Origin of the sequence: Sphingobacterium sp. Mn56C (assembly GCF_049319645.1) — a bacterium.
Lineage (GTDB): Bacteria > Bacteroidota > Bacteroidia > Sphingobacteriales > Sphingobacteriaceae > Sphingobacterium.
Genome location: NZ_JBMOUC010000004.1, coordinates 135,493 through 158,639, shown reverse-complemented (window position 1 = coordinate 158,639; position 23,147 = coordinate 135,493). Strand labels below are relative to the sequence as shown.

At 41.1% G+C, this 23,147-nt stretch carries 17 protein-coding genes; 11 read left to right on the top strand and 6 right to left on the bottom strand.

Annotation, left to right across the window (positions count from 1 at the left end; genetic code table 11):
• Positions 1-11: 11 nt before the first annotated feature.
• Positions 12-752 (bottom strand): bifunctional demethylmenaquinone methyltransferase/2-methoxy-6-polyprenyl-1,4-benzoquinol methylase UbiE, encoded by a 741-nt coding sequence (ubiE, locus tag ACL9RF_RS11995; RefSeq protein WP_422800878.1) that lies wholly within the window; start codon positions 750-752, stop codon positions 12-14.
• A gap of 407 nt (positions 753-1,159) precedes the next feature.
• Between ubiE and dnaB the strand changes: the two genes are divergently transcribed.
• A complete protein-coding gene (gene dnaB, locus ACL9RF_RS11990) occupies positions 1,160-2,755 on the top strand; it encodes a replicative DNA helicase (protein WP_422800877.1) in 1,596 nt (531 codons plus the stop codon).
• 20 nt (positions 2,756-2,775) lie between these two features.
• On the opposite strand, the gene ACL9RF_RS11985 is transcribed toward dnaB, so the two are convergent.
• Positions 2,776-3,465: a M15 family metallopeptidase gene (locus ACL9RF_RS11985; RefSeq protein WP_422800876.1), complete on the bottom strand. Its 690-nt coding sequence runs from the start codon at positions 3,463-3,465 to the stop codon at positions 2,776-2,778.
• A gap of 125 nt (positions 3,466-3,590) precedes the next feature.
• On the opposite strand from ACL9RF_RS11985, the gene ACL9RF_RS11980 reads away from it, so the two are divergent.
• From ACL9RF_RS11980 to ACL9RF_RS11965, 4 genes are all read left to right on the top strand, one after another.
• Complete coding sequence (locus tag ACL9RF_RS11980) at positions 3,591-5,870, top strand: ATP-dependent helicase (RefSeq protein ID WP_422800875.1); 2,280 nt, start codon at positions 3,591-3,593, stop codon at positions 5,868-5,870.
• Positions 5,871-5,927: 57 nt separating this feature from the next.
• The gene (locus tag ACL9RF_RS11975) at positions 5,928-6,719 is read left to right on the top strand and encodes a DUF4290 domain-containing protein (RefSeq protein ID WP_422800874.1); all 792 of its coding nucleotides are present in this window, start codon (positions 5,928-5,930) and stop codon (positions 6,717-6,719) included.
• 101 nt (positions 6,720-6,820) lie between these two features.
• Complete coding sequence (gene murA, locus ACL9RF_RS11970; protein ID WP_422800873.1) at positions 6,821-8,146, top strand: UDP-N-acetylglucosamine 1-carboxyvinyltransferase; 1,326 nt, start codon at positions 6,821-6,823, stop codon at positions 8,144-8,146.
• A gap of 106 nt (positions 8,147-8,252) precedes the next feature.
• Complete coding sequence (locus tag ACL9RF_RS11965) at positions 8,253-8,885, top strand: YceI family protein (RefSeq protein WP_422800872.1); 633 nt, start codon at positions 8,253-8,255, stop codon at positions 8,883-8,885.
• Between the two features lie 69 nt (positions 8,886-8,954).
• Here the strand turns inward: ACL9RF_RS11965 and ACL9RF_RS11960 are convergent, their stop codons facing one another.
• The 3 genes from ACL9RF_RS11960 to ACL9RF_RS11950 form a co-directional block, all read right to left on the bottom strand.
• Complete coding sequence (locus ACL9RF_RS11960) at positions 8,955-9,848, bottom strand: DUF3078 domain-containing protein (RefSeq protein WP_422800871.1); 894 nt, start codon at positions 9,846-9,848, stop codon at positions 8,955-8,957.
• A 169-nt stretch (positions 9,849-10,017) separates the two neighbouring features.
• The gene (locus tag ACL9RF_RS11955; RefSeq protein WP_422800870.1) at positions 10,018-10,578 is read right to left on the bottom strand and encodes a DUF4230 domain-containing protein; all 561 of its coding nucleotides are present in this window, start codon (positions 10,576-10,578) and stop codon (positions 10,018-10,020) included.
• A gap of 83 nt (positions 10,579-10,661) precedes the next feature.
• Complete coding sequence (locus ACL9RF_RS11950) at positions 10,662-11,771, bottom strand: MBL fold metallo-hydrolase (RefSeq protein ID WP_422800869.1); 1,110 nt, start codon at positions 11,769-11,771, stop codon at positions 10,662-10,664.
• A gap of 98 nt (positions 11,772-11,869) precedes the next feature.
• On the opposite strand from ACL9RF_RS11950, the gene ACL9RF_RS11945 reads away from it, so the two are divergent.
• The 6 genes from ACL9RF_RS11945 (at position 11,870) to ACL9RF_RS11920 (ending at position 20,170) form a co-directional block, all read left to right on the top strand.
• Positions 11,870-12,562, top strand: a complete 693-nt coding sequence (locus tag ACL9RF_RS11945) for an ankyrin repeat domain-containing protein (RefSeq protein ID WP_422800868.1) — start codon at positions 11,870-11,872, stop codon at positions 12,560-12,562.
• 121 nt (positions 12,563-12,683) lie between these two features.
• The gene (locus ACL9RF_RS11940) at positions 12,684-13,079 is read left to right on the top strand and encodes a hypothetical protein (RefSeq protein WP_422800867.1); all 396 of its coding nucleotides are present in this window, start codon (positions 12,684-12,686) and stop codon (positions 13,077-13,079) included.
• A 139-nt stretch (positions 13,080-13,218) separates the two neighbouring features.
• On the top strand, positions 13,219-14,298 hold the full coding sequence (locus ACL9RF_RS11935) for an efflux RND transporter periplasmic adaptor subunit (RefSeq protein ID WP_422800866.1): 1,080 nt from the start codon (positions 13,219-13,221) through the stop codon (positions 14,296-14,298).
• A 24-nt stretch (positions 14,299-14,322) separates the two neighbouring features.
• Positions 14,323-17,487, top strand: a complete 3,165-nt coding sequence (locus tag ACL9RF_RS11930; RefSeq protein ID WP_422800865.1) for an efflux RND transporter permease subunit — start codon at positions 14,323-14,325, stop codon at positions 17,485-17,487.
• Positions 17,480-18,916 carry a TolC family protein gene (locus tag ACL9RF_RS11925; RefSeq protein WP_422800864.1) on the top strand — a complete coding sequence of 479 codons (1,437 nt, stop codon included), beginning with the start codon at positions 17,480-17,482 and terminating at the stop codon, positions 18,914-18,916. The genes ACL9RF_RS11930 and ACL9RF_RS11925 overlap by 8 nt, the downstream gene beginning before the upstream one ends.
• A gap of 156 nt (positions 18,917-19,072) precedes the next feature.
• Positions 19,073-20,170 carry a lipase family protein gene (locus tag ACL9RF_RS11920; protein WP_422800863.1) on the top strand — a complete coding sequence of 366 codons (1,098 nt, stop codon included), beginning with the start codon at positions 19,073-19,075 and terminating at the stop codon, positions 20,168-20,170.
• A gap of 70 nt (positions 20,171-20,240) precedes the next feature.
• Here ACL9RF_RS11920 and ACL9RF_RS11915 read toward each other — a convergent pair whose 3' ends face one another.
• Positions 20,241-23,084: a triple tyrosine motif-containing protein gene (locus ACL9RF_RS11915; protein WP_422800862.1), complete on the bottom strand. Its 2,844-nt coding sequence runs from the start codon at positions 23,082-23,084 to the stop codon at positions 20,241-20,243.
• Positions 23,085-23,147: the final 63 nt, after the last annotated feature.

The following is a 23,147-nucleotide window of genomic DNA, read 5'->3' as shown; positions in this document are numbered from 1 at the left end:
TTTGCCTTTTCTTATTTAATAGCCTCGTATATGGTACAGAAACCAAAGGTTTGTGGTCTTACCCGCGTTTTGCTGAAGCCTACCTTGGTTGTAATTTCTGCAAAACGATTCCCATCGGGAAATTTAGCCACAGATTCAGGTAGGTAGGTATAGGCACTGCTATCTTTAGAAATTGCTCTTCCTAAGGCGGGGACAATTTTGTGGAAATAAAATTTGTACAGTTGTTTTATCGGGAATACTGTAGGATTTGAAAGCTCTAATATTACCGCTTTACCACCCGGTTTCAAAACGCGGAAAATTTCTGCTAAACCTTGTTCAAGATTTTCAAAGTTACGTACGCCAAAGGCAACGGTTACCGCATCAAAGGTTTTGTCTTCAAACTGCAGCTGTTCCGAGTCGCCCAACTGAACTTCAAGCTGCCCTTCTAAACCTTTTTTCTTAATTTTTTCCTTTGCCACAGCCAGCATACCTTCCGAAATATCTACGCCAATAATCTTTTTGGGTTTTAATATTCGTAAAGATTCTATAGCGAAATCTCCAGTCCCTGTGGCCACATCTAATATCAGCTGTGGTGCTAAGGGCTGCAAAGATTTTATAGCCTTCTTGCGCCAAATAACATCAATACGCATGGTCATCATACGATTCAGGAGGTCATACTTTCCGGAAATATTATTGAACATGTCGGCTACTTGTTCTTTTTTGCCGCCATCCTTGGACTTATAGGGTTTTAATGTTGAAGCTTCATTTGACATAGTGACAAAGTTACTATAATAATTAATTACTTCTATAGGTAAAAAAGATGCTGTTTTATATTTTATGTTGTTAATGTATTGGTAATGAAAGGTTAATCTATTTTTAAATGATTAAATGCTTTATTTTCAGTTTGTTTTGTTGTTTTTAACATGGGGTAGAGTTATTAACATTTGTATAAAGCGTTGGTATACAAAATGTAACGTGTTCTTTTTGCGGGTTGTTAACAATTGTTGTGGATAACAATTTATGCCTAGCGTTGTGGAATCCAATTTTTATGACGCTCAGATTTCAATGATGTGAACAATTAAAACCACGATTAGATGACTATTTTTCTTACTTTTGTTTAACAATAAGTACATAAGAAAAGCGGATGTACTTTGTTGTTAAATGGTAATTATTTTTTGATATGGAGCAAGATTTTTCAGGACAGGCAGCGAATATTGGGCGCGGTAATTTTAATAAAAAAAGAACGGGTCTTAACAATTTAGTAAGTGGTTTGGGAAAACTACCCCCGCAGGCTTTAGATCTGGAGGAGGCAGTTTTGGGGGCCCTGATGCTGGAGAAAAATGCATTGAGTGAAATTATTGATATCCTTAAACCAGAGTCTTTTTATAAGGAGTCGCATCAGAAAATATTTGAAGCAATTTTTAGTTTATTTCAAAAAACATCGCCTATTGATATTCTTACCGTTACTGCCGAGTTAAGGCAGATGGGGGCATTAGAAATGGTAGGTGGCGCTTATTATATTACCCAGCTTACCGATCGGGTGGTGTCGGCAGCAAATATCGAGTACCATGCGCGTATTATCTCACAGAAGTATATTCAGCGTGAGCTGATTAAGGTGTCTACCGAGATTATCAATTCTTCTTACGATGAAACGAGTGATATATTTGACCTTTTAGACCAAGCGGAAAAGAGCTTGTTTGATATTGCACAGAATAACTTGCGCCGGGATTCTCGTAAGATGGATGATATTATGCGGGAAGCGATCTCTAACCTGGAGTTGCTGCGCGATCGTACCGACGGACTTACGGGGGTGCCTTCGGGCCTTACCGCCTTGGATAGAATGACTTCAGGATGGCAGCCGTCAGATTTGGTAATTATCGCCGCTCGTCCGGCTATGGGAAAGACGGCTTTTGTACTATCTGTAGCGCGAAATGCTGCGGTAGACCACAGTAAGCCTGTCGCTGTATTTTCCCTAGAGATGTCTTCGGTACAGTTGGTGAATCGTCTTATTGCAGGGGAAACAGAAATTGAACAAGAAAAACTAAAAAAGGGAAATCTTGCCGACCATGAGTGGCAGCAATTGCACTCGCGTATTGGGCGCCTGACGGAGGCACCGTTGATTATCGACGATACGCCTGCTTTAAACGTTTTCGAGTTCCGTGCAAAATGCCGTCGTTTAAAAGCGCAGCATGATATACAGATGGTTATCGTCGATTACTTGCAGCTGATGCATGGTAAAGCCGAGGGTAAAGGTGGTGGCGGTAATCGGGAGCAGGAGATTGGTAGTATCTCGCGTGCTTTAAAGTCGGTTGCTAAGGAGCTGAATATCCCTGTGCTGGCCTTGTCGCAGTTGAGCCGTGCGGTGGAGTCACGTCCGGGAAATAGTAAACGCCCGATGTTGTCGGATTTACGGGAGTCGGGGTCTATCGAGCAGGATGCCGATATGGTATTATTTCTGTACCGACCGGAATATTATGGCCTTACGGAGGATGAAGAGGGGCGCTCTACGGCGGGTGTGGGTGAGGTTATTATTGCCAAACACCGTAACGGGGAGACGGGTATTGTGCCGTTGAAATTCGTAGGTAAATATGTTAAATTCGTGGACTTGGAGGATGATTTTTCCGGTATGGGGCAGGATTCATTTTCTGCATCCTCTGGCGACTCGCCTTTTGCGGGTTCTGCCATGGCGCCATCGTCGTCGTTTAATGATTTTGGTGGCGGCGGTATTACTATGCCTTCTCGTATGAACGATATGCCCGATGATGCGCCGTTTTAATAAGGATGCTATCTGGCTTTTTATTGTACGTCGAAATTAAAATAAGTTTTTGGGAATGGTTCATTTTTTAAGGTATAATGCCACCATTCTTTTTCGTAAGCTTTAAAGCCATGTTTTTCCATGTAATGCTTTAAAAGCTTACGGTTTTTGATTTGATTTTTGGTTAGTTTTAGGTAGCTATGTGCGGATTGAGGGCCTAAAAAATCAAATCCTGTACCCATATCCAGCTCCTTCCCGCTGCTTTTATGAATTATGGTAAGATCTACCGTGCTGCCGCGGCTATGTCCGGAGCGTTTGGCAATGTAGCCCTCTCTAAATAAATTAGCCTTCTTTACCTGCGGATAATAGGTCTCCTTACCTTTTTGGTCTTTTGCCTCTTTGGCCCAGCTTATAAAGTCGTTTACGGCGCTTTGTGGCCGGTAGGCATCAAATATTTTAAGGCCAAGATCGGAACGATTTAATTCTTGTTCTACCGCCAGCAGTTGTTGTGTGGCTTTCTTCGATAATATAGCCTTTGGGGCTCGGTATCCTTGTACGGGTTTACCCATAAAATTATGGTGTCCGCAATAGCGAAGGTCTACCGCAACTTCGGGAAGTATGTCCTGGATATATACAAAGCCCTTTGGTAAGGTTGGCGAATTATCCTGCCCCCTGAGCTGCATGCTGTAGCTTAGGACAAGTAGGGTAGCTAGGGCCAGTACTGCTTTCATCTCTTTGTTGTGTTGCCGGTTAAAGTTAGGGAATTATAAAGATAAATCTATCGTTGTTTCTTTTAAGTGCGTTGCTTTTTGTACCTTTACAGGATATTTCTAAAGGACAAAAAACGCTTTTTATTTTGGATTATTTAGCAGGATTGAACCCTACACAGCGTGCCGCTGTAGAACAAACTGAAGGGCCAGTAATGATTGTGGCCGGTGCCGGATCGGGAAAAACACGCGTTATCACCTATAGAGTAGCGCATTTAATTCGTAAAGGGGTGGACCCATTTAATATTCTCGTACTTACTTTTACGAATAAGGCTGCCAAAGAGATGCGTGAGCGTATAATGAAGGTTGTTGGTGGCGAGGCCAAAAATATATGGATGGGAACTTTTCACGCTGTATTTGCGCGTATTCTTCGTGTAGAAGCCGAGCTGATAGGCTATCCCCGAAATTTTACAATTTACGATACCGATGATACCAAAAGTCTGTTGCGTGCCATATTGAAGGAAATGAACCTGGATGATAAGCTGTATAATGTAAATCAGGTGTATGGCCGTATATCATCGGCAAAAAATAATCTTATCTCGCCACAGGAGTATACTAAAAATGAAGCTATAATGGCGGAGGATAGGGAAAATGGGCGCCCGCAGATGGGGCAGGTGTATTATACCTATGCACAGCGCTGCTACCGTGCCGGTGCTATGGATTTTGATGATTTGCTCTTCAAAACCAATGTGCTGCTCAACAAATACCCGGAGACCTTGCATAAGTATCAGCATCAGTTCAAATACCTGATGGTTGATGAGTATCAGGATACCAACTTTTCGCAATATCTTATTGTAAAACGGTTGGCTGCCGTACAGGAAAATATTTGTGTTGTAGGTGATGATGCGCAGAGTATTTATGCCTTCCGTGGTGCTAATATCCAGAATATTTTAAACTTCCAGAAGGATTATCCGGATGTTAATATATATAAATTGGAGCAAAATTACCGCTCTACCAAGACGATTGTAAATGCGGCGAATAGTATTATAGCCAACAATAAGCATCAGTTAGAAAAGCATGTGTTCTCGGATAATGAAGAGGGCGATAAGATTAAGGTGGTGCGTGCTTTTTCGGATAATGAGGAGGGAAAGATTGTGGCTGAGGCTATTTTACAGCAAAAGGCATTATCGGGCGGTGTGTTTAAAGACTATGCCATCCTATACCGTACCAATGCACAATCTAGGGCTATGGAGGAGGCTTTACGGAAGTTAAATATCCCGTATAAGATTTATGGTGGAACTTCTTTTTACCAGCGTAAGGAAATTAAGGATTTAATTGCTTATTTTAGACTTACGTATAACCCTAATGATGAGGAGGCGCTAAAAAGGGTCATAAACTATCCGCGCCGCGGCATTGGCGATACTACGGTGGAGAAGATTATTGTTGCTGCCGACAAAAACCAGTTTAGACTATGGGATGTTGTGTTAAATGCGCATACTTTTTTGGATGGTAGAAGTGCCAATGCTGTTGGGCAGTTTGGTACGATGGTACAGAGTTTTCAGGCGATCGGAAAAACAGCAAGTGCTTTTGATACCGCCATGCATATTGCGCAACATTCGGGTATATTAAAAGACTTGTATGCCGATAAATCGGTGGAAGGGTTAAGCCGTTATGAAAATATTCAGGAGCTTTTAAATGGTATTAAAGAGTTTTCGGAAAGAGAAGATTTAGAAGAAAAAGGCTTGGATATCTTTTTGCAGGATGTAGCCTTGCTGACGAATGATGATAACGATAAAGACCCTAATGCGGATACGGTTTCGTTAATGACCATTCACGCGTCTAAAGGATTGGAGTTTTTACATGTCTTTATTGTCGGTCTGGAGGAGAATCTCTTCCCTTCTCAGTTATCGTTAAATTCAAGAACTGAGCTCGAAGAGGAACGTCGGTTGTTTTATGTCGCTGTAACACGGGCAGAAAAAAGATTGCACCTGTCTTATGCTACTTCACGCTACCGTTGGGGAACGCTGAATAACTGTGAACCTAGTCGCTTTTTGGACGAATTAAACCCGGCTTGTTTAGACCTTGATTTTAGGCCGCGTATGCCGCAGAATAAGGAGGATGGTTTTACTTCGGATCGTGTGGCTTGGCAGCAGAAAGATGTCTTTAGCAAGCCTAAACCGGCAACACAGCCTAAGTTGGTTAAAACTACTTCTATTTTGCCTAAGGCACATAAGCCTACCGAAGGTTTTGCGCCCTCGGATACAAGCAGACTTCAAGTGGGGATGGAAGTAGAGCATGAGCGTTTTGGCTTTGGAAAAGTTATTAATTTAGAGGGAAATAAAAGTGATATAAAAGCAACTATTTTCTTCAAAGAGTTGGGACAGAAACAATTGTTGCTTAAATTTGCAAAACTTAGAATTGTCGATTAAGGCAATACAAAATAAAAATAGATAAATAACGTTATTTTATACGTTTAATTTCAATATATGAATTTCGATTACAATAGTACACGCTCCAAATTGATTTTGGCAGAATATGGCCGTAATGTGCAAAATATGGTTGATTATATTTGCACTGTTCCTTCTAAAGAAGAACGTAATAGATTGGCACAGGTCGTTATCGATATGATGGGTGTATTGAACCCTCACCTTCGTGATGTTTCAGACTTTAAACATAAACTTTGGGACCACCTTTATATTATTTCTGATTTTAAAATTGATGTAGACTCGCCTTACCCTATTCCAAAACAGGATGAGATTCATCATAAACCGGAACCGCTTCCTTATCCGCAAAACAGAATCCGTTATAAACATTATGGGCATGTTGCTGAGCGTATGATCGAAAAGGCCAAAGCTATGCCTACAGAAGAGGCACGCCAGAAAATGACACTTAGCATTGCGAATTTCATGAAAATGGCCTACGTTACTTGGAATAAGGACTCGGTAAATGACCAACAGATTATACAGGATTTATACGAGCTTTCTGGCGGTACCTTGAAATTGGCCGACGATGTACAGTTAACGAAATTGGAATTCCGTACGCCTCCTCCGGGTAATCGCGTTAAAACACAGACTTCAAACCAAGGGCAGCATAATAATAACAATAATCAGAAGAGCTCTCAAGGTGGTAGTTTTGGCGCTAAAAAGCCGTATAACAATAATAACAACAATAACAACAACAATAAGCGTAAGCTTAATAATAACAATAACAGCGGTCCTAAAAGAACTCATTTTGGGGGTAGCAGTAATAACAATAACAATAACTATAAGAAAGCATAGTTGTTCCTAACGCTTTGTTGGTGTAAGATTTTAAGTAACTAATGTTTCTATTAGTTACTTATTTTATTTTTAGAATAATAATTTGAAGAGAAATCTAGTATATGAATGCATTTGAAATTGTAGGTGGCAAACCTTTAAAAGGCGAAATTATTCCACAAGGTGCCAAAAATGAAGCCTTACAAATCTTATCTGCGGTGTTATTGACCGAAGAGAAGATGACGATAAGCAATATTCCTGATATTAAAGATGTAAATAAACTAATCGACCTTTTAGCATCTTTAGGTGTTAAGGTTACGCAGCTAAATAAAGATACCTACGAGTTTGAAGCGAAAGATATCAATATCGATTATTTTACTTCGGATGAATTTAAACAAAAGGGCGGTAGCTTAAGGGGGTCTATTATGATTGTAGGGCCGCTTTTAGCGCGTTTTGGTAAAGCTGCAATTCCGAAACCTGGAGGTGATAAAATTGGTCGCCGCCGCTTGGATACTCACTTCCTAGGCTTTGAAAAATTGGGCGCTAAGTTTGTTTACGATACTGAAAATAATTTTTTTAACGTTGATGCTACGGCCTTACAGGGTGCTTATATATTACTGGACGAGGCTTCGGTTACGGGTACCGCGAATGTGGTGATGGCGGCTGTTCTGGCAAAAGGGACAACTACGCTGTATAATGCCGCTTGCGAGCCGTATTTGCAACAGTTGTGTAAGATGTTAAACCGTATGGGTGCCAAAATTTCGGGTATAGGTTCCAATTTATTAACTATTGAAGGGGTAGAGCGCTTGGGTGGAACCACGCACCGCATGCTGCCGGATATGATTGAGATTGGATCGTTTATTGGTCTTGCCGCAATTACGGGTTCTGAAATTACTATTAAGGATGTTTGTTATAAGGAGTTGGGTATTATCCCTTCGGTATTTCAGCGTTTGGGCATAAAAATGGAACTTCGGGGGGATGATATTTTTATCCCTGCACAGGCATCTTATGAGATTGATACTTTTATTGATGGCTCTATTTTAACCATCTCTGATGCGCCATGGCCTGGGTTTACGCCCGACTTATTGAGTATCGTTTTGGTAACGGCAATACAGGCAAAAGGGAATGTATTGATTCACCAGAAGATGTTTGAAAGCCGTTTATTCTTTGTCGATAAATTAATCGATATGGGCGCGCAGATTATTTTATGTGATCCGCACAGAGCTACGGTAATCGGCTTAAATAAACAAACGAAATTAAGAGGCATACCCATGTCGTCGCCGGATATCCGTGCTGGGGTTTCTTTATTGATTGCTGCATTATCTGCACAAGGAAAATCTACAATTTATAATATCGAGCAAATCGAACGGGGGTATCAGGATATTGAAAAACGTTTGAAGGCGCTTGGAGCGGATATTAAAAGGGTGGAAGCACAGCCTTTAGGACATTAATAGTTTTGTCTTTTTAGTGTTAAGTTATTATAAAATAGTTTTTTTTTAGCAGCGCAATTTTATTTTTACATCAGAATTTAAGTTTAAACATACATTATACTAAAAAATGAAAAAAATCGTTTTATTCTCAGCCGTAGCGACTATGTTGTTAGCTTCGTGTGCTGGTAATCCTGAAGGTAAAAAAGCCGAAACCAAAGATTCTATTGAACATGTACAGGAGGAGGCTAAGGGTGTTGCTTTTACCGTTGATGCTGCTGCTTCTAAAATTGTGTGGACTGGAACGAAAGTTACGGGGAAACATGAGGGTACAATACAGATAAAATCGGGTTCCTTAAATGTGGATAATGGGGAGATCACTGGTGGAAATTTTGTGCTTGATATGCATAGCATTAATACCACAGATTTAGAAGGCGAGTACAAAGAGAAATTAGATGGACACTTGAAAGCGGATGATTTCTTCGCTGTAGAGAAAAATCCAGAGGCTAGTTTCGCAATTACCGAAATAAAAGCTGGTGCTACGCCTGATGCTGTTGTGGTTTCAGGTAACTTAACCATTAAAGGAGTTTCTAAAAATATTACGTTTGATGCTACTGTAACGGATAAAACGGATACTGAAGTTAAAGTGAATGCAGACTTTAATATTGCTCGAGAGGATTGGGGTATTTCTTACGAAGGTAAAAAAGATGATTTAATCTCGAAAGAAATCAACTTTAAGGTTTCTTTGGTTGCTAAAAAATAATTTTAAAACAAAAAAAGAAGGTGTATATTTTGTACACCTTCTTTTTTTGTTTAAAATTAATGGTTGCTATTAAAATTTATAGGTTATGCCGGCACCGAAAATTTGGCGTACCTGCAGCCCCTTACCTATGGTACCATTAGATTTTGGTACATCTACATTATCATCATACACCAATTGTACACCAGCATTTACGGAGATAAACTCGTTTACCTTCATAAATAAGTTTGCCGTGTAGTCTACATCCACATTTTTAGGTTTATCTAAATAATTGGAGTATAGTTTTAGTATATTTTCGAAGGATACATTATTCATTAAATCTACTTTGTAGTAGGCATCTAATGAAGCACCAAATTCGTTGCGTGAAAACTTGTTTTCATCTACGCCGTACCGGGTACGTAGGGCTTTATCTTCTACCATGACAAAGCGCGCCGCTACTGGCGAAATATTTATTCTAAAGTTATCGGATTTCTTGTAGGCAAAACCGGGACCGAAGGTGAGGTATGCCGGCGCAAAGAAGCGGGAGATAGCTTTGCCATTATTCCCTAGCGTATTGTCTGTTTTATATTCGAAGCCATCCGTAAACTGGGTATTGAAGTTCATATAGAAGGTATACAACCAATGTTCGCTCGCTTTATACCCCAGTAAACTATTCAATATTAAACGGTCATCATTTTTTCGCCACTGTGTAGCTTTCTGAAAGGTTTTACCATACGCAAAGATGGTTTTATTATCCCAGCTCCAATTGTCATTTTTATAATTGAAATCATAGTTTAAAGCTAAGTTTCCAGCAAAGGAGTTTATACCTCCGGCAGCCCAGTTTGAAAAGGAACTCTGATTAATTAAAAAGGTGTTTTCACCTTTTATGGTCCATTTTTTGTCGCTTGCAGGTGCTGTCGTATCTTGTGCATAACTGTGTGTAGCGCCTGCAATAAATAATCCAAAAAGTAGGGTTTTAAGTCTCATTGATAAGTTTTAATAAATTGAAGTTAACTAAATCAATTGGGCGTCAAAAATAATACCATTAAAGGCGGAACTGTAGAAATATGTGGATTTTTATTATTGGGGTAGCCTATGCGCCACAGTAGCGTGGGGCATAGGCTAGGTTTCTAGGCTAGGGCCTGAAGGCTCGCCATTACTTAAAAGTTAAGCTGAATTTTTTAAAACCCAAGCCTTCCAGTAAGGGTTTCAAAACATGTACTGCATTGGCTTCGGTTTGCTTTAAAATATCAGACTGCTGTACTTCTTTATAAATCTGTTTTTCGGCGCTTTTAAAGGCCTCATCGACCAATTGTGCCTCCCTAAAAAATGCCATTTTGGTGTCGTATACCTTAGAGTTGCTATGGTCAATTTTTACATAACATACCTCTGCACTTGGTAGTACAATTGCTGCTGAATCTTGTATTACCTGAACGTCCGCAGCCTTTAGTTTACCCAGGTCTACACACCCCACAGCCTCAGCCTTTACGATAAGTAGTACAGAGGCATCTGGCAGAAATGTGGTTACATTTTTATGCTCTACTATATCGCTAAATTGATATTTTACTAATTGTAATTTACCCATAGCTTCAATTTTTTCTAGTAGGGTTTGGTGGCTGCTGAATACCTGGGTTTGGGGTTTGAATTTCAGGAATAAAAACCAACCAATACCGATAAGTACTACTACAGGGATCAATATTTTAAGGAGTGTTTTCAAAGGGTAATTTTTAAAATTATACGTTAATCCGAATATTATTATTTAGAAACAATCATTATGCCGCTTTGGTTTGTGGCTTATAATTATTCTTTCCACCATTCTCCAAATTTTTGGTAGTGATGTAACGATACCACCTGACCGATTTTTGGGGTTACAAGAGGCATATCCTGTACCTGTGCTGCTTTGCTGATACGGATTAGAGGCTCGTCCCAGGGGTGATTGGCCAGTGGAAACTTGGACGAATGTACGGGTACTGTATAGTGGGCCTTAAGATCCTGTGCCGCTGTTAGTACCTCCTCGGGTTGCATATGGATATACTTCCACATCGCATCATACTGTCCGTTTTCCAAAATCGCATAATCAAAAGGGCCATACTTTTCCCCTATGGTTTTAAAATGTGTACCATAACCGCTATCGCCGCCGATAAATATTTTCTGCTGTGTGCTCTGTAGTATAAATGCCGACCAGAGTGTGGTATTTCTTTTAAATGTTCTACCCGAAAAATGGCGTCCCGGTGCTGCTGTAAATTTTAGGCCGTCGACTTCTGCCGATTCATCCCAGTAAAGTTCGGTAATCTGATCGGCAGGATACCCCCATTTTTCAAGATGAGCGCCAACTCCTAGGCCGGTAACGATGTGTTTTACCCGGTCTTTAATTTCCATAAAGGTATTGTAGTCCAGATGATCCCAATGGTCGTGTGTAATGACCAGGATATCAATATCCGGCAGATCCGCAGCTTTATATTCGTAAGTCATGTCGAAAGCACGTACAGCATAACGTACAGGAGACGCATAGGTACTAAACACCGGGTCTACAACTATCTTTTTACCATCGATTTGTAGGAGGTACGACGAATGGCCAAACCATAGGTACAGGTTGCTATCTACGGGCAGCTTCCTGAGGTCGGTTTGCACAACGGGCAAAGGTTTGTCTGGACGCAGGCGTGCATCTTTGCCGAAGAATAAGGATGCCAATAGCTTGCTGTAGGGTGTGCCCTCGGTAATTGCGGGTGTATGCTCCAAGTTTTCGAAGACCCCATCTTTGAAATTAGGCATACCTTGCATTTTAGCCAGGCGGTTGCCGGTTGCCGTTCCACCAAAGCGGTCGTGTTGCATATACAGCAGGGTTCCAATAACCAAGAGTATAAGTATGGCAAGTAATAGCTGCATCATTCTTTTTATAATATATTTCATAATATCTTACCAAAAATATAGGATTAATTTTAATTTCAAAGTCATTTTCACTCCTTTTACCTGTGTAGCATTGCTCTAGGAATACGTATATTTAAGGTATGAAACATGGAAACGTTACTAGGCGCATTTGTGGCATGGTATTTTATATGTTGTTTATGGTATCGTGCAGCGCACAAGGTAAACAAGAGCAGATGAAAAATGAAATTATTGCCGCAGTGGAAAAAGGGGACTTACCTTTTATTCAGGCACATGTGGATGGCAAGAATGTAAACTTACGCAACAGCAAAGATCAGACTTTGTTAATGATGGCTACGTACAAGAATAATACGGAGATGGCGACTTTCTTGATTCAAGCGGGAGCGGACCCTAATTTACAGGACGATATTCAAAATAGCCCATTTTTATATGCCGCTGCTTCGGGCTATCTGGAGCTGGTGCAGTTATTTCTAAACCATGGGGCTCGATTTGATGTTTTTAACCGCTACGGCGGAACGGGCCTTATTCCGGCAGCAGAAAAGGGGCATATCGATGTGGTGCGCTTGTTGTGCACGATAAAGGGCTTTCCGATAAACCATGTAAATCGCTTAGGCTGGACGGCGCTGATGGAAGCCGTGGTATTGGGCACTGGAGGCGAGATCCATACCGAGATTGTTAACACCTTATTACAGGCTGGCGCAGATCCAAATATTCCCGACGCTCAACATATTACTGCCCTACAGCATGCCCAGCAACGCGGGTTTACAAGCCTTGTAAAATTGCTGCAGCAGGCCGATAAGAAGGACCGGCAGTAGTGTAATACCCCATCATGTACAGGCGAATTTTCAGTTTATGGAAATTATGACATATTTAGTACTGTTAAAAAATGTTAAACATCCTTAATAATTCATACCTACGCTTATTTTTGACCCGAAAATGAACAAGAAACTATTATATGGGCTGCTCCTGATCTGGACATTATTTGTTCCGACGCTAGTCTTACTGATTGGTAAGACGGAAGCCCCTGTAAATCTTAGTTCCGCCAGTTCATCCATTAAGGTTCCGCGTTATAAACTTCAGAAGCTTTGGACAGCTTCCCATAAAGGGGAAAGCCTAAACAGCAGTGTTTTCTACGAAGGCGATACAGATAGTTTCAGCCTTTCTGCTTTAGTGAAAAAAGCCTTGCCTATGCCAAGCTATTTTTTCGTAGCCTTGTATGCGGTTCTATTGTTTCAATTTTTTAGCTTTTTTAAGCGCAAGCTTCCTTTTTGCGCCTATTTAGCGCTTCCTGCTCATTATAGATTCCTTACCCTAAGGGATATACGTATTTAATACCTTACATTTTTCTCGCCTTGGAAAGGGTTACGGTTTTAGGCTGTAAACCTCGCTTCCTACGTTATGTTTTGCTATTTCCTAGCATTTCATCTGTTCTTTAATAGATTCAATCTAATTAACATACATTATATTTTTTATGAAAATCAATGCCCTTATTTTATTAAGTACCGTGTTGTTTTATGGTTCTTGTTCACAAAAGCAGGAGGAGAAAGCTGTGGAGGAAACTTTCACGGTTACAAATCCGGTGCAAATGGATACAACTTTTACCAAGGAGTTTGTTTCTCAAATCCGTTCCCTGAAGAACATCGAGATTCGAGCACAAGAGAAGGGGTACTTACAGCAGATATATGTTGACGAAGGTCAACATGTTAATAAAGGCCAAGTGCTGTTCCGTATTATGTCGAATATTTATCAAGGGGAATTCGATAAAGCAAAGGCGGAAACAGATATGGCTGCCATAGAATTACAAAATGCCGAAACCTTGGCTGCAAAAAATATTGTAGCGGCAAATGAAGTTAAAATGGCCCGTGCAAAGTATAATCAAGCGAAAGCCGCCCAAGAAATTGCACAAGCACACCTGAGCTTCACGGAAATACGGGCTCCCTTTGCGGGTGTGATCGACCGGATTCCGCTGCGCTTAGGAAGTTTAGTGGATGAGGGTGCTTTGCTTACCAACTTATCTGATAACAGTAATATGCAGGTATATTTCAATGTCTCCGAGCGCGAATATTTGGATTATCAAACCAACAAAGCTTCACGTGGAGCAGACGCGGTAAACTTACTGTTAGCCAATAACCAGCCTTTACCGGTTACAGGGCATGTGGAATTAATTGAAGGTGAGTTTGATAACGAAACTGGAAATATCGCCTTCCGTGCGAAGTTCCCTAATCCGGATGGCTTGCTGAGAAACGGACAGACAGGAAAGGTGCAGATGCGAATTCCTTTTACGAATGCTATTATTATTCCACAAAAATCAACTTACGAGTTGCAGGATAAGAAATATGTTTTTGTAGTCGATAAAAATGGGGTTGTAAAATCCAGGAGTATTACCATCGCTGCCGAGCTTCCTGATTTATATGTGGTAGCGTCTGGCTTGACAACGGCTGATGTTATTGTGCTGGATGGCGTACAGAAGGTTCGGGATGATGATACAATTAAAACCAAATTGACATCAGGTAAGGACGCCATCTCAAACCTACGTTTAAAAACAGAATAGTGGCTATTTAAGAGATAACAAATTATGTTTAGCAAATTTATACAAAGACCGGTATTGTCTATCGTTATATCCTTGGTCATAGTTTTCCTTGGGGTAATTGGTATTGTATCCTTACCGGTAACACAGTTTCCATCGATATCGCCACCCAAGGTAAATATTACGGCAGAATACCCGGGAGCGAATGGGGAGTTATTAATTAAAGCGGTCGTTATTCCGTTAGAACGTGCCTTAAATGGTGTTCCGGGCATGAAGTACATGGCTTCCAGTGCTGGTAATGATGGGGAAGCCTCTGTACAGGTGGTTTTTAACCTGGGTACAGATCCGAACCAGGCATCCCTGAATGTGCAGAATAGGGTGGCTTCTGTCGTGAATAAGCTTCCGCCTATTGTGGTGCGTGAAGGGGTAAAAGTAACCCGTGAAGAGTCGAATATGTTGATGTATATCAATATGTACAGTGAAGACAGCACCATGGATGGTAACTTCTTATACAACTTTACCGATTTAAATGTGCTGTCTGAATTAAGACGTGTGGATGGGGTAGGTGCCGCTAATATTTTAGGGAACCGGGAATACGCGATGCGGATATGGTTGAAACCGGATCGTATGTTGGCGTATAAAATTTCTGCCGATGAAGTCATGACCGCTTTAGGGAATCAGAGCTTGGAGGCTTCGCCAGGAAAAACTGGGGAGGCATCGGGCAAACGCTCGCAGGCGTTTAACTATGTCTTGAAATATCCTGGACGTTTTACGACCAAAGAAGGATACGAAAATATTGTGCTCCGTGCTAATCCAAATGGCGAACTGTTGCGCCTTAAAGATGTGGCTGATATTGAGTTTGGTAGCGCCTTATACGATTTGTACTCCACCTTAAATGGAAAACCTTCGGCAGCGATAACCTTAAAGCAATCTTATGGTAGTAATGCCAGCCAGGTTATCCATGATGTTAAGGCTAAAATGGAAGAATTAGCGCCTTCCTTTCCTAAAGGGATGAAATACGAAATCAGTTATGATGTATCGCGTTTCTTAGACGCATCCATGGAAAAGGTGGTGCATACCTTGGTAGAAGCCTTTATTTTGGTGGGTATCGTTGTGTTCCTGTTCTTGGGCGACTGGCGTTCTACCTTAGTGCCTACATTGGCGGTGCCGGTATCTTTGATTGGTACGTTCTTATTTATGCAGTTTTTTGGTATTACGATAAATTTAATCACCCTTTTTGCACTGGTTTTAGCCATAGGTATTGTTGTGGATGATGCTATTGTCGTCGTCGAGGCGGTACACGCGAAGATGGAGGAGGAGCATCTATCCGTATTGAAGGCTACACAGAAGGCGATACACGAAATTGCAGGTGCTATTATTGCGATTACCTTTTTAATGGCTTCGGTATTTATTCCCGTTGCCTTTATGAGTGGACCTGTAGGTATCTTTTACCGGCAGTTTTCTATAACCATGGCTACAGCGATTATTCTTTCGGGTGTAGTGGCCTTGACCTTAACACCGGCTTTATGTGCCATACTATTAAAGAACAATCATGGTAAAGCACGTCAGAAATCGGTAATCGATCGGTTTATTGCTAAGTTTAATGCTTTCTTCGAAGGCCAGCTGGGCATGTACCAAAAGGTTCTGGCTATGGTCGTTAACAAAAGAGCATTAACCTTCCTGATAATTATAGCTTTCACGGTGGGTGCTTATTTTATGAACAACAGCCTGCCTACAGGTTTTATACCCAATGAAGACCAGGGGATGATCTATGCGATTATCCAAACCCCTCCGGGTTCTTCGTTAGAGCGTACCAACGAAATTGCGGGTAAGCTGCAAAAAATTTCGGAGGATATTGATGGTGTACAGTCGGTTTCTTCTATTGCTGGTTATGAGATATTGACCGAGGGTACCTCGGCAAATACCGGAACCTGTTTGATCAATTTAAAGGATTGGTCAGAGCGTAAGCAAAACGCCATTCAGATTATCGGGGAGCTGGAGGAAAAAGCCAAAGAAATTCCAGGCGCTACCATCGAGTTTTTCCAACCTCCAGCTGTACCGGGGTACGGTGCTGCAGGTGGTTTTGAATTGCGTCTCTTGGATAAAGAGGGAAACAACGATAACCAACGTATGGAAAAGGTGAGTAAAGACTTTGTCGCGGCTTTAAATAAACGCCCGGAGTTGTCGTCGGTATTTTCTTTTTATAGCGCGAGTTTTCCGCAGTATATGTTGAATATCGACAATGATATCGCCCAACAGAAGGGCGTTACCATTGATAACGCCATGAATACCCTGTCTACATTGGTGGGCTCAAATTATGAAACCAACTTTATCAAGTTTGGTAGGCAGTATAAAGTTATGGTGCAGGCCTTGCCGCAGTATAGAGCCCTGCCTGAGGATATCTTAAAGCTGTATGTCAAAAATGATAAAGATGAAATGGTTCCATTCTCGGCATTTATGCGTATGGATAAGGTGTATGGTCTTTCCGAAAATACCCGTCATAATATGTTCAACTCTTCCCAAATATCGGGTTCTGCTGCTCCGGGATATAGCTCGGGTGAGGCTATTAAGGTTATCACAGAGGTGGCGGCCAAAACGTTGCCACGTGGTTATGGCATTGATTGGGCTGGTATTTCTAAAGACGAGGTTGGGCGTGGAAATCAGGCGGCTTATATATTCTTAATATGTTTGGGCTTTGTATACCTCGTGTTAGCGGCGCAATACGAAAGTTTTGTTCTTCCGTTTGCGGTATTATTATCCCTACCGATTGGTATTTTTGGTGCCTTTTTATTACTTAAACTCTTTGGCCTTGAAAATAATATCTATGCACAGATAGCCTTGGTTATGCTGATAGGTTTACTCGGCAAAAATGCCGTATTGATTGTGGAGTTTGCGGTGCAAAAGCATAAAGACGGTGCCAGCATATTGGAGGCTGCATTAGAAGGTGCACGCGTGCGTTTTAGACCTATTTTAATGACTTCTTTTGCCTTTATCGCGGGGTTACTGCCGCTAATGTTTGCTACAGGCCCGGGTGCCTTGGGCAACCGCACCATTGGTACTGCCGCTACAGGAGGGATGATTTTTGGTACCGTAATCGGGGTGTTAATTATTCCAGGCTTGTACTATATTTTTGGTCTTATTGCCAGCAAAAGACAGTTGATAAAAGATGAAGAAGAAAATCCATTAACCGAAGAAATTGATAATAATGGCTAGAAATAAAAATCGTACTTGGGCAGTAGTGCTTTTCGTAAGTTTATCCATGGTGGCTTGTAAAGTGCCGGCATTGACAACGCAAAAGCCTGATGTCCCTATTCCGCAGGTTTTCGATGGGGAACCTGCAGATACTACAACATGGGCAAATATTCCATGGCGTCAATTTTTTAGTGACCCTCATTTAAGGGTATTAATCGATACCGCTATACAGCGTAATAAGGAGTTAAAGATAACCTTACAGGAGATCGAGATTGCCAAAAATGATGTGGCCTTTCGGAAAAGTTTCTTGGCGCCAACTGTGGGCATCCGCGCTGGTGCTGGGGTAGAGAAGGTTGGTCGATATACCAGTCAAGGTGCCGGGGATGCCAGTACCGAAATTCGTCCTGGGCATGCCGTTCCGGATCCTTTAGGGGATTTCTCGTTGGCTGCAACAGCGTCCTGGGAGCTGGATATCTGGCGCAAGCTGCATAACGCTGAAGATGCTGCGGCAAGCCGATATTTAGCCTCTGTGGAGGGTAAAAACTTTGTGCTTAGTAATTTAATAGCAGAAATAGCGTCCTCGTACTACGCTTTAATTACACTGGATAACCAGGTAGAAATTGTGCAGAATACCATCGCCCTGCAGGAGCAGGCGCTGGAGGTTGTTAAGGCACAACGTGCAGTAGGGCGCGTAAATGAGCTTGCTGTACAGAAGTTTACCGCGGAGCTCCTGAAAACACAAGCGGTGGCTTATAACCTATTGCAGGAAACAACGGAGATGGAAAATAAGATTAACTTCTTATTGGGGCGTTACCCACAGAAGATTGAACGTAATAAAGGTGCCTTGCTATCGGATTTACCAACACAGGTGAAAACGGGAATTCCCGCACAGATATTACACAATAGGCCAGATATTCAGGCTGCGGAGTTAGATCTGAAAGCGGCTAGTCTGGATGTTAAAGTGGCACGTGCCGAGTTTTATCCTTCACTGGATATATCCGCAGCTTTGGGGCTTCAAGCTTTTAAGCCCTCTTACCTATTGAAAATGCCGGAATCGATGTTGTACAGTTTAGCGGGCGATATGTTTGCTCCTTTAATCAATCGTGGCGCCATAAAAGCGGAGTTTAATACCGCTTCGGCTCGACAATTACAGGCGTTGTACAACTATGAGCAGGTGGTTTTAAATGCATACCTCGAGGTATCTAATCAGATGTCAAATATTTCAAATCTTGAAAAAGGGGTGGAGAAACAAACCAAGCAGGTGGATATTTTAAATCATTCCATTGCTATTTCTAAGGAATTGTTTATAAATAATAAAGCCGAGTATCTGGAAGTATTAACGACACAACGTGACGCCCTGGATGCGAAGCTTGATCTCCTGGATATGAAAAAGAATCAGTTTGATGCGGTTATACAAGTTTATAAAGGGCTTGGAGGCGGATGGAAGTAAGTTGTATAGGAATGGAAGGGCTGTCTTTGACAGCCTTTTTCTTTGTCTATGGGTTCCTATGTTTTTTCGTTTTGTAAAACCTAATTCGTTTAGCTTTGTTTTGTTAAAGACTTTGGTAGATACCAGGTGTATTCATTCTTTTATTAATTTTATGCTATGCTAAAAATTGTACTCTTTGTATGGGGGTTTTGTTTATCGGGTATGCTATATGCACAAGGGTTACAACCCGGCTACGATAAAGAGGAGTTTGCGGAAATGTTACGTATCAATGCTCAATTTTCTGAGGCTCCACGTATGCGCAGCCTTATCCCACAACCCGAACGATCACGTTTGTTATATAAGAGTAAAGAAATAGGTCTTGTAAACCAATGGCAGTTATGGCAAATGGGCGATAGTGTCGCCGTTATTGGCATACGTGGCTCTACATCAGAAGGGCAAAGCTGGCTGGCCAACCTGTTTGCGGCACAAATTCCGGCTGAGGGTAACTTGCAGATCGACAAGGATTTTAATTTTTCCTATAAACTGGCCAACCATAAAAAGGCATCAGTACATGCGGGTTACGTTTTTAGTGCTGCTTTCCTGCTGCTGGATATACTTCCCAAAATAGATTCTTGTTATAAGGCAGGTCTAAAGCAGTTTATTATAACGGGGCATAGCCAGGGTGGGGGCATAAGTTATATTCTAAGTGCATATTTAAAGCAGCAGCAGCGTATGGGAACCCTACCTGCAGACATACGGTTTAAGACCTATACCTCGGCAAGTCCAAAACCTGGAAACCTTTATTTTGCCTACGATTATGAGCAACTGATGGCTGATGGCTGGTCATATCATGTGGTAAATACCGAAGACTGGGTTCCGCAAACGCCCTTTACTGTTCAAACGGTTGAGGATTTACCCGATGTAAACCCCGTTCCGGCTTTGCAAGTGGCCCTGAAAAAGCAAGGTTTTTTTAAGCGTCTTTTTTTTAATTCCTTGTACAAAAAAATTACGAAGCCTTCAGAAAAGGCTGTGGATCGCTATCAGCGGTATTTAGGTAAATTTACCGGCAAGCAGATAAAAAAATATTATCCTGATTTTGTCATTCCGCATTTTGCGGGTAGCAACGAATATGTACGTACGGGGCGTCAGATCATACTTTATCCTGCAGACGCGGCATATTACGAACGTTTTGATTATACGAAGGATAAGGCTAAAATTATGATCCACCATTCTACAGTTGCCTATTATTACTTGCTGTTTCATAATAGGCCCTAGATAGGCTTTATGGCTAATTTTTAATTTTAAGGTGCTGAACCGTACGGCCTATACAGGCAGCTGCCTAACCTTAAACGGTATTCAAGAAGGTATGTATTTTAACTGCAGTATCTAAATCTAATTTTTTGCGTAACCTATACCGGCCTATTTCTACGGCTTTGGTAGAGTTGTTCAGTATTTGGGCGATTTCTTTGGTGCTAAGTTCCATCTTTAGCAAGGCACATAACTTAAGGTCATTGGCGGTAAGATTAGGAAATCGTTCCTGCAGCTTCACAAAGAATATACGGTTTACCTCATAAAATTGCTGATTAAAATAATGGCTGTCCTCCTGCGATTTTTCGGCTATACGGATCATGCGTAACAACGTTGACAGGGTTTCTTTCATCGGCGTTCCGGCCTTGGTAGCGTCCTTGATATAAGTTTTCAGTTTATTTAATACCTCCGCTCTTTTTACCATATGTAAGGTTAAAGCCGAGAGCTCCTTGTTTTTATACTCCACCTCGGCAGAAAGGTTTGCATTTTTAAGTTTCACAATTTCCTGCTCCGAAGAACTTAATTGCAGCTGATGCATTTTACTCTTCTGCTCTGCCTTCAGGAAAAACTTCCGCTGCTGCATTTTATGAACCATGTATAGGGTACAGGTTAAGAATATTAAGTAAACCAGGTAGGCATATATACTACGGTACCAGGGTGGATGAACCTGAAAACTGTAGGTTAGCTTATCCGATTCAGCGGCATTTCCAAAACGGCTTTTTACGATAAAGGTATAGCTTCCAGGAGCAAGGTTCGTATATTCCTTATCTTTTTTTGTAGACCATTCGGAGAACCCTTTATCATAGCCCTCCAGCATATAACTAAACTCTATTTCCTGCTGGTAGGTATACTCGATGGCGCCAAATTCAAAACGTAAGGCATTCTGCTGAAAACTGATCCTATAGGGCTCCGTATTTTCGTTTTTATAGCGGTTGGAAAGTAGGGTATCTTTCGTATTAATACTGATAATTTTATGAAAGAAAGAGCTCGGTTTTTTCCAATTGTATTTATTGAAATCGAGGTGTATAAAGCCTTGATTTACGCCTATAAGCACATGGCTCAGGTCTTCGGTATTTATGGAAGCATGGCCACCCACGATCTTTCCGTTTAATTCCGGTATTTCCAGGAGTTCATACTTGCTGTCTTTATTCTTTAACACAAAAACTTTTTGCGCTGCTGCGATCCAGATATTTTTATGCTCATCATTACGCAGGTACTGTATTTCTAATCCCTTTGTCAAGGCATAAAATTGGGGGTGTGGCATAAATTTCTTTTCCGCATTATTATACGTATAAATCCCATCTTTAGTGCCGGCACACAACTGATCATTTATTTTAAATATATAATTGTGGTACGTATCGGGAAGGCCATGGTTGCTGCCATATAAGTTTATCTTTTCAAAGCTATTGTTGTTGACATTTATAAAGATTTGGTATATACCGCGGTTCGGGTGCGAGGCCCAGTATGAATTGGAGTAGCTATCATAGGTTATAAAACGGATAGATTCGTCCATCCCCGACATTTTAAGCGCTTCAGGATTTACTGCATTTTCCAACTGGCTGAGGTGGAGAATACCATTGTATGTGCCTACAAAATAGTTTTGTGATCCGTTTGATACCGCATGTTCGGCAATCATCCAAGTTCCAAAATTACCGTATAGGCGTTTTGCCCCCGATGTTTGGAGCTCAAAAAGCCCTTTGTCGTGTGCCAACATCAGTTTATCCTGTATATTTTGCAACTTCCATACCTGTCCGCCGGTGCCTGGTATACGGTCAAATTCAAATTTTTCGAATTCTTTCCCGGCTTTAGACCGGTAAACGCCATCTGAAGTTCCTAACCAATAGCGCCCATTAAAATAAGAGGAAGAATATCCGGTAGGTTCCTTTTCGCTATCTGTAGAGATATAACGTATGGGGCTGTTTAGTGAAATGTAAGAAACCCCATTTTGCTGAGCAAGCCAGATATTTTTCTCCTGATCTTCATATATGGCTTTAATATCATTTGAAAGCAGCCCATTTTTTTTATTCCAGATATCTACAATTGTGCCATCGGGTTTAATCGTAATAACCCCATATGATATCGTTCCAAATAAAAAATTCCCGTTACTTAGCTTTTTTGCGGCGTAAATATGTTTAAATAAACTAGACTGTGCCGTTGCAGTATACGGACTAATCATATTTCCGTGGAGTAAAAATATACCCTCATCCTGCGTTGTAATCAAAAAACTATTCTGCTGGTAGGGTACAATGCTACTAATAATAGAATTTTTTACGGCGCTGTTATCAAAAATTTTTTTCCATCCTGAATTTTGATAGACTAAAAGTCCGATCTTATCATCCTGGGCCACGATATCTTGCCCAATTTTACCCATAAACGACCAGGTACCTTCGGGCTTTAATATTTTTATATCCTTAGCTTCTTTATTATAGACAAAAATGCGGTGTGGCTCGCGAAAGAAGATAGTATTATTGCTTTCTACGATATTCCAGATGTCGTTGAATTGACGTTCCTTTTCTGGAATCTTATCCAGCAGGGAGGTATACTGTAAACCATGGTCACTTTTGCTTAAATATCCAAATTCATTCTGTGCGCCAATATACAGTACCCCTTCATTATCAAGGAGCAAAGTTCGGGTTACAGAGGCGTTGGGCAAGGTTAACAGCGACCAATAATAACCATTAAAAGTTAGTAGTCCTCTCGAGTTTGCCATGTACATCACCTGTTCCTTGTCTTGAAGGATATCCCAATTTTGAAATCCTGCGTCGTACTGTGTGCTCGTATAGTTTATGGTTTTTAATCCACTAGCATTTTGTGCATATCCGGCTATAACAGCGAATAGGCAGTAATAAATTATACAAATACCATGAATTAGGTTTTTCATAGAATCGGTTAGCATAGAAAACTAATATAGGAAAAAAAACGAATTTTAAATAAATGTTTTTTT